Here is a 15,529-nt window from a genome sequence, read left to right on the forward strand (position 1 = left end):
TCCCGACCGTGGTCGTCGTCGGCCAGCAGCAGCCCGCCGGCCCGGCTGTCCCGGTCGCCCGACGGCTGGCTGGTGTGGTCGGTTCCCATACCGTTCCCCCTGATATCCTTACGGCATAAAAAGATAACCTGACGAGGTTAGTTTATGCGCTAAGGAGTTGCAAGTGGTGGTCTTTGCCGGCCAGGGTGATCCCCGCCGTTCGATGGCCCTGCTGTGGCGTACCCCGGGCTCGCCCGAGGCGCGGACCGGTCCGGGACCCAAGCCGGCACTGAACGTGGACGAGATCGTGGACGCCGCGATCGAGGTGGCCGACCGGGACGGCATGGCCGGCCTGTCCATGCGCGCGGTGGGCGAGCGATTCGGACGTACGGCGATGGCCCTCTACACGTACGTGCCGAACAAGGCCGAACTGCTCGACCTCATGTACGACCGGGCACACGCCGAACTGCCCACCGAGTACGCCCCGGAGCCGGGCTGGCGGGCCACGCTCAGCGCCTGGGCCGGTGACCTCTGGGAGTTCTACCTGCGCCACCCCTGGGTGCTGCAGGTGTCCCAGGCCCGACCGGTGCTCGGACCGAACGAGTACGTCGTACTGGAGACGCTGCTGCGGATCCTCTACCGGACCGGGCTCGACGCGAAGACGCTGCGACGTACGGTCGGCACGCTGTTCCACTTCGTGCGGGGCATCGCCCAGACGGCGACGGAGGCCCGGCACGCGAAGGTGGCCACCGGGATGTCGGACGAGGACTGGTGGTACGCCCGTTCGGCCCTCCTGGCGCAGGTCGCGCCCGACTTCGCCGAGCGGTTCCCGACCGTGACCCGGATGGAGGGCGACCAGGGTTTCCAGCTCGACGACGAGACCGTGCCCTACCTGGAGCAGGAGTCGCGGGAGACGTTCAAGTTCGGCCTCGCCGTGCTGCTCGACGGCATCGAGTCCGCCATGGCGAGGTCCGCGTAGGCCCGGTCACGAAAAGGATTGGCGGTCGGCGGCGGACTCGGCGACCATGGCCGGCGTGCCACAGAACCCGACAACCATCTCGATCGACCTGGTGCGCCCCGACTCCGACATCGGCAGCGGGATCCTGCGCGACTACTACGACGACATCGTGAGCCGTTACCACGGCCGGCCGGCGACTCCCGCCGAACTCGACGCGGTGTTGCTCGACGAACCCAGCGACGACCTCGTGCCGCCGCACGGTTTCTTCTGGCTGGCAACCGACGGCACCACACCGGTCGGTTGTGCCGGCCTGCGTCTGCTGCCGGACGGCCTGGGCGAGGTCACCCGGGTCTTCGTCGCCGGTTCCGCCCGAGGCCGGGGGATCGCGTCGAGGCTGCTGACCGGGCTGGAGCAGGCCGCCCGGAGCCGAGGGCTTTCGCGGCTGCGGCTCGACACCCGACACGACCTGGTCGAGGCGCGCGGGCTCTACGCCCGGCACGGGTACGTCGAGGTGGAGCCGTTCAACGACAGCCCGTACGCCGAGCACTGGTTCGCCAAACCGCTCCGCTGACGCGCACGCCGCCCGGACTGCGTCCGCCGCCCGCGGCTTCTAGGCTCACGGGATGGCGAAGGTCCTGATCACCGGGATGTCGGGCACCGGCAAGTCGACGGTGCTGGGTGTCCTCGGTGCGCGAGGGCATCGGACGGTCGATACCGACACCGACCGCTGGAGCCACTGGGTGACCCAGCCGGACGGGTCACCCGACTGGATCTGGCGTGAACAGGCCATGACGGACCTGCTCGCCGGCCATCGGACGGGCCACCTGTTCGTGGCCGGCTGCAAGAGCAACCAGGGCCGGTTCTATCCGGAGTTCGACCACGTGGTGCTGCTCAGCGCCCCGGTCGAGGTGCTGCTGTCGCGCATCGCCAGCCGGACGAACAACCCGTACGGCAAGCGGCCCGACGAACGGGCCGCGATCCTCGAGCACGTGGCCGTCGTGGAACCCCTGCTCCGGGCCACCGCCACCGTCGAGATCGATGCCCGCGCACCGCTCGAATCGGTCGTCGAGCAGGTGGAGGACCTCGCCGGGTCGGAGACCCCTTAGTAGCGGAAGGAAATGCCGTGCCGTTTTCGTACGTGGTGACCGGTGGTGGTCGAGGGGTCGGCCGCTCCATCGTGGAGCGGCTGCTCGAAGACGGTCACGCGGTCGTGGTGGTCGAACTCGATCCCAGCGCTCTGGCCTGGACGGCGGACCATCCGGCCGGTGCGCGACTCGTCGCGCTCCCCGGCAACGCCGCCGACGAGGAGGTGACCGAGGCGGCCGCCGATCTCGCGGCGACGGCGGGAACCTTTGCCGGCTGGGTCAACAACGCCGCGATCTTCCGGGTCGCGGCGCTGCACTCCGCACCGGCCCGCGAGGTCGCCGACCTGATCGCCACCAACGTCGAGCCGGCCGTGGTCGGCTGCGCGACGGCGGTCCGCCGTTTCCTCGCCGCCGGTACGCCGGGAGCGGTCGTGAACATCTCCTCCCACCAGGCCCGACGCGCGGTACGCGGCGCGCTGTCCTATGCCACGGCAAAGGCTGCCATCGAGGGACTGACCCGCGCGGCGGCGGTCGACTACGGGCCGTACGGCATCCGGGTCAATGCCGTCGCGCTCGGCAGCATCACCACCGAGCGCTACGAGGCGCTCCTTGCCGGTCTCCCACAGCGGGAGGCGGCCGGGGTGGAGGCGGAGATGGCCCGACTGCACCCGCTGGGCCGGGTGGGTCGCCCCGACGAGGTGGCGGCGACGGTGGCCTATCTCCTCTCCGACCAGGCGAGTTTTGTCAACGGCGCGATCCTGCCGGTGGACGGCGGCCGTTCGGCGCTGGGACTGGATCCCGAGGCCACCTGATCGCGCCGAGGGCCCGTCCACCCCGGTCGGTCCGATCAGGGCTGCACGCCGACCGCCGACCGAGCGTATCGACGGCGATGACCGGTTCGGATAGGACAATCGACCGCTATCAACAGCCAATCGACCTATTCGCAAATAGTCATGTAAGGCGGACTTGATCATGGGCTGATGTTCGCCGCGGGTTCACCCACCGCCGGCACTTCCTTCGTAGCGTCTCAGCGCTGTCCCCGATCGCGCTGCGAAGGCCAAGGAGATCCACCGTGGGTGTCGTACCTGCCGTCGACCTGTCCGACGTCGGCCGATCCGTCGACCCCCGGACGGAGTCCTCGGGTACCCGGGGTGTTCCGGCCGACGTGCTCGACGCGATCGACGACTGGGCACACCGCGCACCGACGGCGGTCGCCCTCGTCGACACGACCGGCGAGCTGACCTACGCGGAGCTGCTCGCCGAGGTGACCGACCTCGCCGGCACCCTCGCCGGAGCCGGGGTGAGCGGTGGCGACCTGGTCGGCCTCTGCCTCGGCCGAGGTCGCACGGCGGTGGTGGCGATGCTCGCGGTGCTCCGGGCCGGTGCGGGATACGTGCCGTTCGACCCCGGCTACCCGGCGGCCCGGCTGGCCCTCATGGTCGAGGACGTACGGCCCCGGCTGGTGCTCGTGGCCGCCGACGTCGAGCCGCCGCCGCTGCCCGAGGGGACCGAGGTGCTCCGGATCGGCGCACCCGGGCTGTCCGCAGACGCGGCTCCGGTCACCCGAGCCGTCGGCGAGGACCCGGCGTACGTCATCTTCACCTCCGGCTCGACCGGCCGGCCCAAAGGTGTGGTGCTGCCGCGCCGGGCGCTGGACCACTTCTGCGTCGCCGCCCGGGACCGGTACGCGCTCACCCCGGCCGACCGGGTGCTCCAGTTCGCCTCCCTCAGCTTCGACGCCAGCGTCGAGGAGATCTTCCCGCCGCTGGTCGCGGGCGCGACCGTGGTGGTCCGGGACGAGGACATGATCAGCCGCCCGGACCTGTTCCTGGACCGCTGCGCCGCGCTTGCCGTCACCGTGCTCGACCTGCCCACCGCGTACTGGCACGAGTTGGTCGTGGCGCTCGACCAGGGTGAGGCGGAACTGCCGGCGACGGTCCGGCTGGTGATCATCGGCGGGGAGGCGGCACAGCCGGGTGCCGTACGGCGTTGGCAGGCCCGCGCCGGTTCGGCCGTACGGCTGCTCAACACGTACGGGCCGACCGAGACGACGGTGGTCGCCACGGTCGCGGACCTCACCGGCTGGAGTGGCGACGGACCGGTGCCGATCGGGCACCCGCTGCCGGGTGTCACCGTCCGGGTGCTCGATCCGTCCGGGGTGCCGGTGTCAGTCGGCGAGCCGGGTGAGCTGGTCGTCGGTGGCGCGGGTGTGGCCACCGGCTACCTGCGCCGCCCCGAGCTGACCGCCGAGCGTTTCCGGCCCGGCCCGGACGGCACGCCGCAGTACCGCACCGGGGACAGGGTCCGACAGCTTGCCGACGGAGAGCTTGCCTACCTGGGCCGGTTCGACCACCAGGTGAAGATCCGTGGCTTCCGGGTCGAGCTGGGTGAGATCGAGTCCGCCCTGCGGGCGCTGCCCGGCAGCACCGACGCGGTGGTCCTGGTCGACGAGCGTTCCGGGCAGCCGAGGCTGATCGGACACCTGACGGCCGCGCAGGGCGAGGTCGACCCGGTCGCGGTACGGCGGCAGCTCGCCGCGACCCTGCCTGCCTACCTCGTGCCGGCCGCGATCGTCGGCCACCCCCGCTTCCCGCTCACCCCGCAGGGCAAGGTCGACCGGGCCGCGCTCGCCGCCGTACCGGTTGCCGCGACGGCGACCGGCCCGGACCCGACGGCGGCGATCGGCGACCCGTACGCGGTGCGGGTCGGCCGGCTCTGGGTGGAGCTGCTCGGTCTCGCCGACGTCGCGGCCACCGACGACTTCTTCGCCCTCGGCGCCGACTCGCTCGACGCGATCCGGCTGACCAGCGCGCTGCGGCGCGAGTACGGTGCGGACCTCACACTCGGGCAGCTCTACGCGGCGCCGACCCTGACCGAACTTGCCGAACTGGTCCGCTCGACCGCCCCGGCGGCTGCGTCGACCACGGCACCGGACCCGACGGCACCGAACGGAACACCCGACCCGGCGGTGCAGCCCGGAACGCCGGACCCGGCGGTGTCCACGGACGAGCCCGACCCGGAGCGGCTGGAACTCCCGCTTTCCCCGCTGCAGCGCGACTTCTGGATCGCCGAGCAGGTCAGCGGCGACCTGCCGGCACACACGCTCGGCATCAGGTACCGGATGACCGGACCGGTCAGCGCCGACACCGTGGCCGCCTGTCTGGCCGAGCTGGCCCGCCGGCATCCCCTGCTGCGGGCCCGGTTCCCGCTCGACGGTGACGAACCACGGATGGTGATCGCACCGGACGCCACGGTCGAGCTGTCCGAGGTCGATCTGCGGGACCTGCCGCCGCAACGGCGCGGACCCCGGCTCGAAGAGGTGCGCCGGCAGGCCGTACGGGAGCCAATCGACCTGGCCGACGGGCCGCTCGCGCGGGCACTACTGCTGCGTACCGGCGACCACGACGAACTGCTGCTCGTGGTCCACCACCTGGTGTTCGACGGCTGGTCGGTCGGGGTGCTCGGCGACGAACTGGCCCGGCACTACCGGGACCTGTCGGCCGGTCGTGCACCGGTACCCACCCCGCCGCACCCGCTGCCGGACCTCGCCGCCCGGCGCCTCGCCCACTCCGCCGACGAGTCGCTGACCGGGTACTGGCGGGACCGGTTCGCCGACGCCGACCTGGACTTGGACCTGCCGGCCGACCGCCCGCGCCCACCCGTACGGTCGTTCGCCGCGGCCCGGGTGTCCCGGCCGCTCGACCCGGAACTGGTCGACCGGTTGCGCGGGTGCGGCCGGGCGCATCGGGCCAGCCTCTTCATGGTGGTGCTGGCGGGGCTCCAGTCGGTGCTGCTGCGCTACACCGGTCGGACCGACGTCACGGTGCTGGCGCCGGTGGCCGGGCGGACCGAGCCGGAGCTGGAGTCGCTGGTCGGACCGGTGCTCAACATCCTGCCGATGCGCGGTGACGTCGGCGGCGAGCCGACCTTCGCCGAACTGCTGGAGCGGGTACGCGCTGCGGTGGTCCGCGACCTCGACCACCAGGAACTGTCGCTGCCGGACATCATCGCGGCCACCCGGCGACCGGCCAGCGGTAACCGCAACCGGCTCAGCGGGGTGATGCTGACCGTGCACAACACGCCCGTGCCCGGTACCGACCAGGTCCGGTACGCCGGTGAGGTGGCCCCGGCGGCGACCATGGTGGACCTCGCGGTCGGCCTGGACTTCCCCGTCGACGGTCCGGTGCTCAGCGTCGACTACGCCACCGAACTCTTCGACGCCGAGCGGGTCGAGGCGCTGCTGGACCACCTGACCACCCTGCTGGTGGCCGGGGTCGAGGCACCGTCCACCCCGGTCACCCGGCTGGACCTGCTCACCCCGGCCGAGCGGAACCGGATCCTGCACGACTGGAACGACCACGCCGCGGACGTGCCGGCCGCCGACGGGCTGCACGAGCTGTTCGAGCGGTGCGCGGCGGCGACACCGGCCGCGCCGGCGCTCACCTACGGGGATACCACGATCAGCTACCGGCAGCTCAACGAGCGGGCCAACCGGCTCGCCCGGCTGCTGCGTGAGCGCGGTGTACGCCCCGGCGGTCGGGTGGCGATCTGCCTCGACCGGGGGATCGAGCTGTTCGTGGCGATGTGGGCGGTGCTCAAGGCCGGCGGTGCGTACGTGCCGCTGGACCCGGCGTACCCGCCGGACCGGCTGCACTACATGCTGACCGACAGCCGTGCGCTGGCCCTGGTGACCCGGCTCGACCTGACCGGTGCCCCGCAGACCCCCGACGGGGTGGCGACGCTGGCGCTGGACCGGGACGCGGCGACGATCGACACGTACGACAGCACCGACCTGCCCGGTGTGAACGTGCCGGCCGACCCGGCGTACGTCATCTACACCTCCGGCTCGACCGGGCGGGCCAAGGGCGTGGTGGTCAACCACGGCAACCTGGTGCACGCGGCGGTGATGTGGCAGCGCGCGTACCGGCTCGATCCGGGGTGGACGTACCAGCAGGCGGCCAGCTTCTCCTTCGACATGTTCGTCGGCGAGACGCTGCGGGCGCACTGCACCGGCGGCCGGTTGGTGGTGGTGCCCCGCGAGGTGCTGCTCGACCCCGCCGACCTGTACGCGTTGATGCGCGACGAGCAGGTCAACTGCACCGAACTCGTACCGGCGGTGCTGCGTACGCTGCTCGCGCACGTGGAGGCGAGTGGGGAACGGCTGGACTTCGTGCGGTTGCTGATCGGCGGCGGCGAGAAGTGGCACGTACGGGAGTACCAGCAGGCCCGGCGGCTGGTCGGGGCAGGGAACCGGGTGGTGAACGCGTACGGCGTCACCGAGGTCACCGTGGACAACGTCTACTTCGACGGTGACGTGGACGGGTTGCCGCCGGACGCGCCGCTGCCGATCGGGCAGCCCTTCCCGAACAACCGGGTGTACGTGCTCGACGCGTACGGCCAGCCGGTGCCCGCCGGGGTGGTCGGCGAGCTGTACCTCGGTGGCGTGGGAGTCGCGCCCGGATACCACGACCGGCCGGAGCTGACCGCCGAACGTTTCGTCCCCGACCCCTTCGCCCACGCGCCATCCGGTGCCGTCCGCTCCGGCGCGGAGCAGGACGCGGCTGGGGTCGGCGACGGGGTGACCGAGCCGGCCCGGATGTACCGGACCGGGGACGCGGCCCGGTTCCACCGGGACGGCAACGTCGACTTCCTCGGCCGACTCGACGACCAGGTCAAGATCAACGGCTATCGGGTGGAGCTGGGCGAGGTCGAGGCCGTCATGGGCACCCTGGACGGGGTGCTGGCCTGCGCCGCGGCCGTGCACCAGCTGCCGTCCGGGATCGCCCAACTCGTCGGCTACCTGGTCGCCCGGCCGGGCGCCGAGGTCACCGAGTCCGACGTACGCGACGCGCTTGCCGCCAGCCTGCCGGTGCACATGGTGCCGGCGCGGGTGGTCGCGCTGCCCCGGCTGCCGCTCACACCGAACGGCAAACTCGACCGTCGGGCGCTACCGGCACCGCCCGACGCGGGTACGGCAACCGGCGGCACGGCACCGCGTACGCCCACCGAGCGGCGCCTGGCGGCGGTCTGGGCCGAGACGCTCGGGGTGACCGGGATCGGCATCGACGACAGTTTCTTCTCTCTCGGCGGGGACTCGTTCACCGCCCTGCGCCTGGTTCGCCGGATCGATCCCGCGCCGACGCTGATCGAGCTGTACCAGCACCCGACCGTCCGTACGCTCGCCGCGCTGCTCGACCGGCGACCGGCCGAACCGACCGGCGGACCGGAACGGCTGCTGCACCGGATGACGCCGAACGACGCCGACCCGGCGACCGGCGGCGTGACCGTGGTCGCGGTGCCCTACTCCGGGGGCAGCGCGATCGCGTACCAGCCGCTCGCGGCGGCCCTGCCCGCGAACTGGGCGCTCTACGCGCTGGAACTGCCCGGTCACGACCAGAGCCGGCCGGACGAAGCGCTGCTGCCCGGTACCGAGGTGGCCGCCCTGGTGCTGCCCGAAGTCGAGGCGCTGACCGGGCCGGTCCTGCTCTACGGGCACTGCCTCGGGGTCGCGGTCACCATGGAGATCGCCCGCCGGGCCGAGGCGGCCGGGGTCGAGTTGATCGGGGTCGGTCTCGGCGCGGGTTTCCCCACCGCCCGGCTGCCCGGACGGTTCTTCGACTGGTTCTACCGGCTGGTGCCGACCGACCGGTTCACCTCCGACCGGGAGTACCTGTCCTACCTGCGCGGGCGGGGCGGCTTCACCGACCTGGACCGTCCCGAGGACGAGGCGTTCGTGCTGCGCAACGTACGGCACGACGCGCGGGACGCGGAGGAGTACTTCACCGCGGACTACCGGGGCGCGCAGCCGGCTCGGCTGCACGCCCCGGTGCTGGCGGTCGTCGGCGCCCGTGACCGGGTGACCGAGCACCACCAGGAGCGGTACCGCGAGTGGGAGCACTTCGCCACCGAGGTCGACCTCGCCGTCTTGCCGAAGGCCGGTCACTTCTTCGTCCGCAGCCACCCCGAGCCGCTGGCCCGGGTCCTGGTGGAGCGGGCTCGGCAGTGGCTGCGGCGTACCGGTGCCGATTTCACGCAGGCCGAGCCGGCACGGCCCGGCGCCGACCCGCAGACCGCGACCGTGCCGGCGACCGTGCCCGTGCCAGCGGTCGTCCCGGTGGTACGCCGCCGGCCGTCGCCGAGCCTGTCTCGGTTCGCGCTGGTCGCCTTCGGTCAGTTCGTGTCGATGATCGGCAGTGGACTCAGCACGCTGGTGCTGAGCATCTGGGTCTACCAGCAGACCGGTGCGATCACGGACTTCGCCGTGGTCAGCGCAATCGGCATGCTGCCCGGGATCCTGGTCGGCCCGGTGGCCGGCGCGGTCGCCGACCGGTGGGACCGGCGACGGGTCATGCTCGCCAGCGACGCGGCGGCGGCCCTCGCGATGGGCACGCTCGGCCTGGCGGTCCTCGGCGGTGGGCTGGAACTCTGGCAGGTCTACCTGGCGGTGTCGGTCACCTCGGTCGCCGGTGCCTTCCAACGACCCGCCTACCTGGCCGCGGTGGCCCAGTTGGTGCCCAAGCGCTACCTGGGCCACGCGAACGGGATCAGCCAGCTCGGGGTCAACTTCGGCCTGGTGTTCGCGCCGATGCTCGGCGCCGGCCTGATCGGTCTGATCGGCATCTCCGGGGTGATCCTGCTCGACGTACTGACCTTCTGCGTCGGGGTGAGCACCCTGCTCTTCGTCCGCTTCCCGGACCTGATGTTCAGGAAGCGGGAGGAGACGTTCCGGCGCGAGGTCGCCAACGGCTGGCGCTACATCGCTCGCCGTCCGGGACTCCGCGCGGCACTGCGCTTCTTCGTCATCGACCACGCCCTCTACACGCTCGGCTTCGCGGTCATCACCCCGATGCTGCTGATCGAGCAGTCCCCGATGGCGCTCGGCGCGGCGCTCTCCGCAGGTGGTCTCGGCGGGCTCTGCGGCAGCCTGCTGATGGGGCTGTGGGGCGGCACCGCCCGGCGGGCGAACGGAATGATCATCTTCATGGGCCTGGCCAGCCTGGCGATGGCGATCGTCGGTGTCGGGGCCAGCCCGGTCTTCGCCGTGATCGGCATGTTCCTGCTCACCTTCGGCGAGTCGGTCACCGAGGGCCACTGGATCGCGCTGATCCAGAGCAAGGTCGGCTTCGAGCTGCAGGGCCGGGTCCTGTCGATCTTCATCACGGTGATGATGCTGACCATGCCGCTGGGCTACCTGGTGGTCGGGCCGCTGGCCGACCACTACGTCCAGCCGCTGCTCGAACCGGGCGGCGGGCTCGCCGACACCGTCGGTGCCCTGATCGGCACCGGACCCGGACGCGGCCTCGCCCTGCTGGTCATCGTCAGCGGGCTGCTCCAACTCGGCTGGGCGATCCGGGGCTGGTTCAACCGTCCGCTGCGGCTGATCGAGGACCACCTGCCGGACGCCGTACCTCCGGCCGAGATCGGCGACCGGGACACCCTCCAGCGCGAGGCCGACGAACTGCTGCTCGCGACCAGGAACTGAGCCGACCCCCACCAACCGCCCGACACCGGTCGACCCAGTCACCGGCCCCAGCCATCTTTCACCGGCCACCCCGGCCAGATCTGAGGATCCCCATGTCCATCGACACCCTCGCCGCCGCCGACGAAGCGCCCACCGACGCGTACGGCACCCCGCTGATCGAGGCCGCCGGCCTGGTGCCGGGCGTACGGATCCTGGTCAAGGACGAGACCAGGTACGCCTCTGGCAGCCACAAGGAGCCGGCCGCACGTGCGGTGGTGGCCCGCGCCATCGCCGACGGCTACCGGCACGTTGTCGTCGCCACCTGCGGCAACTACGGGCGGGCGATGGCGATGGCGACCCGCGCCGCCGGGCTGGCCTGCACGGTCGTGCTCCCGGAGGGTTGGAGTGACGGCGGTGCGTTCATGCGGGCGGCCGGCGCGCGGGTGCACCTGGTGCCGGGCAGCTACGAGGACGCGGTGGACGAGTCCCGCCGGCTCGCGGCCGAGGACGGCGCGATCGACGGCAACGTGGACGGCCCGTACGTCGACGCGGTCTTCGCCGGGCACGGCGTGGTGGTCCCGGCGCTGCGGGCGGTGCTCGGTGAGCCTCCGGCCGCGCTCTGGATCCCGGTCGGCAACGGCACCACGATCATCGCGGTGCACCGCCAGTTGCGTGCCCTGGACTGGCCGACGGTGATCAACGGGGTCGGCTCCGCCGGCAACAACCCGGTGTTGACGAGTTGGCCGGGTGAGTACCGGATGCTCCCGCCCGACGGGGTCAGCACCACCGATCACAACCAGCCGCTGGTCAATTGGCACGCCCTGCAGGGACCGGAGGCGATGGCCGCGATCGCCGACACCGGCGGAGCGGCGTACGGCGTCGACGACCGGCAGCTCTGCGAGGCCCGTACCGCACTCGCCGGCTACGGCGCCCACCCCACCGCCGCCGGAGCCGTCGCGCTGGCGGGTCTGCTCGCCCGGGCGGACGAGGTCGGCCTGGCGCCGGGAACCCACGTGGTGCTGCTCAGCGGCCGCTGACCAGCACCGCACACCCACCCACGACGAACCGGTGCGCCCGTGTTTCCCACCCGGACGCAGCGCGCCGACATCCCTCAGACCGCGATCACCCACGCCCTGGAGACGTGATGACCGTAACAACCGCAGTACCCGGACCAGCGCTGCTGTTCACCCGTACCCGAGTGTCCGGTTCGGACGAACGGGTCTTCGTTGCCAAGCTGGCGGTGCTGGCCGTACTCACCGCGGCGGGCGTGGCGCTCGCGCTGCGGCCGGAGCCGCTGCTCGTCGCGCTCGGTGTGGTGCTGCTCGCGGCGATGTACACCCACGCGGTGGAGTTGCAGCACCAGTGTCTGCACCATTCGGCGTTCCGGAACTCGTTGCCGCACCGCCTCGTCGGCGTGCCACTGGGACTTCCGCTGCTGGTGGTCTACAGCCACTACCGGCTGCGCCATCTGCAGCACCACCGGTTCCTCGGTACCCCTCAGGACACCGAGTTCTTCGGGTTCGACACCCGTAAGCCGATCACCGCGCCGGGCCTGCTGCGCGGGCTGCTCGACTATCCGAGGCTCGGCTCGGTCGGGCTGGACGTCGTCCGGTCGGCGACCGGCCGGTGGAGTTACCAGTACGGCGCGGTCAGCCCGACCATGCGGCGCAAGATAGTCACCGAACACCTCATCCTGGGTGCGGTGGTGCTGGCCGCCGTGGGTCTCGCCCTGGCCGGGTACGGGCAGTACCCGCTCCGGTTGTGGGTCCTGCCCCTGCTGCTCGCGGTGCCGATGCACTTCCTGGTGGAGTTGCCCGAGCATCTGCTCTGCGAGACCGACACCACCGACGTGCTGCGCAACACCCGCTCGATCCGCGGTAGCTGGTTGAGCACCTGGTACACCAACGGCAACAACCTGCACATCGAGCACCATGCGGCGATGACGGTGCCGATCAACCAACTGCCCGGCCGGCACGAGGAGACGCGGCTGTACGCGACGAACGTCGAGCGCAGTTACGCCGACTTCTACCGGCTGCTCTGGCGTGAGCTGCGCCGCCACCGGCAACAGGTGGCGGCCGGTCGGCAGGCCTCGAGCGACCGTACGGCGTCGACCGTCTGAGCGGTGACCGGCCTTCGCCGGTCGAAGAGCGGCCCGGCGCGACGTGGCCGGGCCGCCGCCGTCGCGGGTCAGACCGCGGCGACGGCAGCGGCCACGAACACGACCTGGAGCAGCGTACGGGCGGCGAGTGGGGTGACCGGCCGCCCGGCGAGGGTCAGCCCGCGCCGGGCGGCGTCGTAGTTCGCCGGGAACATGGCGAGCATGAGCAGGGCCAGGCAGCCCGCGGCCCAGGGGGCGGTGGCGGGCAGCAGCAGCCCGACCGCACCGGCGAGTTCGAGAACTCCGGTGACCGTGACCAGCAGGTCCGGGCGGGGGAGCCGGCGGGGCACCATGGCGATCAGGTCGGCCCGCCGTCGCCCGACGAAGTGCGCGCTGGCGGTGAGCAGGAACATCAGCGCCAGGCCGCCGCGCAGGGCGGGTAACCAGCCGTCGAGGGCGTCAACGCCGGCCGCGCCGAGCAGGCGCAGAATGACAAAACCGGTGGTCAGGGCGATAAGGGGAGCCATCGATTGTCCTTCGTCCCGCGAATCTTTACGGTGACAACATAGCCTGGTCCTGGGCAACTTTGCAATGACAAGATTTGCGTGCCGGTGGTGCTGGCAGGAGACTTCCTGTCGTACCCCGACGGCACCATGACGTGATGTCCGTCCCCGCCGCGCACCGCCGACCCGGACAGTCCCGTCAGAGCGGACAGGGGAGTAGGTAGGCTCGCGGGCAGCGCCGGCCCGCCGACCGACGATCATGCCGATTCTCGGCGTGTAACACCGCACCTCTGGGAGTTCAGCTCGTTGACTGCACAGCCTGAGATTCTGTACGGGGCAGATGACCTCACCCATCTGGAAGGCCTCGACGCCGTCCGGAAGCGACCCGGCATGTACATCGGGTCGACCGACAGCCGTGGCGTGGGTCACCTGTTCAACGAGATCCTGGACAACTCCACCGACGAGGGCGTGGCCGGTCACGCCACCCACATCGAGGTCACCCTGCACGCCGACGGTTCGGTGCAGGTGGACGACGACGGCCGGGGCATCCCCACCGACCTGCACGCGCGATCCGGGCTCTCCGGCGTCGAACTGGTGCTGACCCGGCTGCACGCGGGCGGGAAGTTCGGCGGCTCCGGCTACAAGACCTCAGGTGGTCTGCACGGTGTGGGCGCCTCGGCGGTCAACGCGCTCTCTCACCGGTTCGACGTCACCGTCGCGCGCGGCGGGCAGGTCCACCAGATGTCGTTCCAGCACGGCGTACCGGGTGTCTTCGACGGCGCGGGACCCGACGCGGCCTTCGCCCGGCAACCGGGGCTGCGGTCGCTGGGCCGGATGAAGCGCGGCGCCTCCACCGGCACCTCCATCCGCTACTGGCACGACGCCCGCTACTTCGAGACCGGGGCGTCGCTCGACGTCGAGGCCGTCCGGGCAAAGCTGCGCAACACCGCGTTCCTGGTGCCCGGCGTCACCTACGCCCTGCGGGACAACACCGCCGAGGAGCCCACCACCGAGACGTTCCACTTTCCCAACGGCCTCGGCGACATGGTGGACTTCCTGACCCCGGCCGGGGACAAGCCGGTCTCCGGCACCCTGCTCATCAACGGTGAGGGCACCTACCGGGAGAACGCCGCCGACGAACACGGCGTCATGCAGAGCAACGTGGAGCGCCGGGCCGAGGTCGAGGTCGCGCTCAAGTGGGGGACCGGTTACGAGCGGACGGTGGAGACCTTCACCAACACCATCCGCAACGTGCACGGCGGCACCCACCGCAAGGGTTTCGAGCGCGGTGCCGTACGGGCCTTGACCACCGCGATCCGCAACACCCGCGGTCTGCTCAAGCCGAAGGAGGATCCGCCGATCCTCGACGACGTGCTCGAGGGCATGACCGTCGTGGTGCACGTGCGGATCCCGGAGCCGCAGTTCACCTCGCAGACCAAGGACGAACTCTCCACCGCCCCGGTCACCAAGGTGGTCCAGACGGTCGTCGAGCAGCAGGTCAAGGCCTGGCTGGAGGATCGGCGGACCAAGGCCGAGGCGCGTACCGTGCTGCAGAAGATCGTGGACGCCGCGCGGGTCCGGTTGACCCAGAAGCAGCAGAAGGACGCGGCCCGGCGCAAGACCGCGCTCGAGGGCGCCTCGATGCCGCCGAAGCTGGTGGACTGCCGCTCCACCGGGGTCGAGCGCAGCGAGCTGTTCATCGTCGAGGGCGACAGCGCGCTGGGCACCGCCCGGCTGGCCCGGTCGTCGGAATACCAGGCCCTGCTGCCGATCCGGGGCAAGATCCTGAACGTGCAGAAGGCCAGCCTGCAACAGGTGCTGGACAACGCGGAGTGTTCGGCGATCGTCCAGGTGCTCGGCGCCGGCTCGGGTCGCACCTTCGACCTCGACGCCCTCCGCTACGGCCGGATCATGATCATGGCAGACGCGGACGTGGACGGCTCGCACATCCGTACCCTGCTGATCACCCTGTTCGCGAAGTACATGCGACCGGTGATCGAGGCCGGACGGCTCTTCGCGGCGGTGCCACCGCTGCACAAGGTCAGCACCAAGGGGCGCAACCCGGAGACCCACTACACCTACACCCAGGCCGAGATGTCGAGCACCGTGGCCCGGCTGGAGAAGGCCGGCAAGCAGGTCGTCACCCCGATCCCGCGGTTCAAGGGGCTCGGTGAGATGGACGCCGACGAGTTGTGGGACACCACGATGAACCCGGCCACCCGCGCGGTCCGGCGGATCAAACTCGACGACGCCGAGGCGGCCGAGGAAGTCCTGGAACTGCTCATGGGTGAGAAGGTCGAACCCCGCAAGAACTGGCTCATCGACTCCGCCAGCCGGGTCGACCAGGAGACCATCGACACCTGACGGAGCGCAGCCGGCCGCCCGCGGGGCCGGCTGCGCCACGCCCGAGTCGCTGTGCAGGAAGAGCGGTCGCCGAAACCGGCC

The 15,529-nt window shown here is 71.5% G+C and carries 9 protein-coding genes; 8 read left to right on the plus strand and 1 reads right to left on the minus strand.

Going from position 1 to position 15,529, the window contains the following annotated elements:
* Positions 1-163 precede the first annotated feature (163 nt).
* The 7 genes from AB0J90_RS10740 to AB0J90_RS10770 all read left to right on the plus strand — a co-directional run bounded on the left by AB0J90_RS10740 (position 164) and on the right by AB0J90_RS10770 (position 12,602).
* Positions 164-958, plus strand: coding sequence for a TetR/AcrR family transcriptional regulator (locus AB0J90_RS10740; protein WP_363594430.1), 795 nt, complete (start codon positions 164-166; stop codon positions 956-958).
* A gap of 55 nt (positions 959-1,013) precedes the next feature.
* Positions 1,014-1,508 carry a GNAT family N-acetyltransferase gene (locus AB0J90_RS10745; protein WP_363594432.1) on the plus strand — a complete coding sequence of 165 codons (495 nt, stop codon included), beginning with the start codon at positions 1,014-1,016 and terminating at the stop codon, positions 1,506-1,508.
* Positions 1,509-1,560: 52 nt separating this feature from the next.
* Entirely contained in the window at positions 1,561-2,043 is a 483-nt protein-coding gene (locus AB0J90_RS10750) for an AAA family ATPase (protein WP_363594434.1), read from the plus strand.
* 17 nt (positions 2,044-2,060) lie between these two features.
* The gene (locus AB0J90_RS10755; protein ID WP_363594436.1) at positions 2,061-2,834 is read left to right on the plus strand and encodes an SDR family oxidoreductase; all 774 of its coding nucleotides are present in this window, start codon (positions 2,061-2,063) and stop codon (positions 2,832-2,834) included.
* 260 nt (positions 2,835-3,094) lie between these two features.
* Positions 3,095-10,504, plus strand: a complete 7,410-nt coding sequence (locus tag AB0J90_RS10760; protein ID WP_363594438.1) for an amino acid adenylation domain-containing protein — start codon at positions 3,095-3,097, stop codon at positions 10,502-10,504.
* Between the two features lie 92 nt (positions 10,505-10,596).
* A complete protein-coding gene (locus AB0J90_RS10765) occupies positions 10,597-11,520 on the plus strand; it encodes a pyridoxal-phosphate dependent enzyme (RefSeq protein WP_363594440.1) in 924 nt (307 codons plus the stop codon).
* Between the two features lie 107 nt (positions 11,521-11,627).
* Positions 11,628-12,602: a fatty acid desaturase gene (locus AB0J90_RS10770; RefSeq protein ID WP_363594442.1), complete on the plus strand. Its 975-nt coding sequence runs from the start codon at positions 11,628-11,630 to the stop codon at positions 12,600-12,602.
* 68 nt (positions 12,603-12,670) lie between these two features.
* On the opposite strand, the gene AB0J90_RS10775 is transcribed toward AB0J90_RS10770, so the two are convergent.
* On the minus strand, positions 12,671-13,108 hold the full coding sequence (locus tag AB0J90_RS10775) for a DoxX family protein (protein ID WP_363594444.1): 438 nt from the start codon (positions 13,106-13,108) through the stop codon (positions 12,671-12,673).
* Between the two features lie 282 nt (positions 13,109-13,390).
* On the opposite strand from AB0J90_RS10775, the gene AB0J90_RS10780 reads away from it, so the two are divergent.
* Positions 13,391-15,448 (plus strand): DNA topoisomerase IV subunit B, encoded by a 2,058-nt coding sequence (locus AB0J90_RS10780; protein ID WP_363594446.1) that lies wholly within the window; start codon positions 13,391-13,393, stop codon positions 15,446-15,448.
* Positions 15,449-15,529 lie beyond the last annotated feature (81 nt).

Source organism: Micromonospora sp. NPDC049523 (assembly GCF_040676775.1).
In the GTDB taxonomy this organism is placed as follows: Bacteria; Actinomycetota; Actinomycetes; order Mycobacteriales; family Micromonosporaceae; genus Micromonospora_G.

Coding starts and splice junctions, on each gene's coding strand:
- AB0J90_RS10770 (WP_363594442.1), top strand. CDS start 11,628: ATGACCGTAACAACCGCAGTACCCGGACCAGCGCTGCTGTTCACCCGT.
- AB0J90_RS10750 (WP_363594434.1), top strand. CDS start 1,561: ATGGCGAAGGTCCTGATCACCGGGATGTCGGGCACCGGCAAGTCGACG.
- AB0J90_RS10775 (WP_363594444.1), bottom strand. CDS start 13,108: ATGGCTCCCCTTATCGCCCTGACCACCGGTTTTGTCATTCTGCGCCTG.
- AB0J90_RS10765 (WP_363594440.1), top strand. CDS start 10,597: ATGTCCATCGACACCCTCGCCGCCGCCGACGAAGCGCCCACCGACGCG.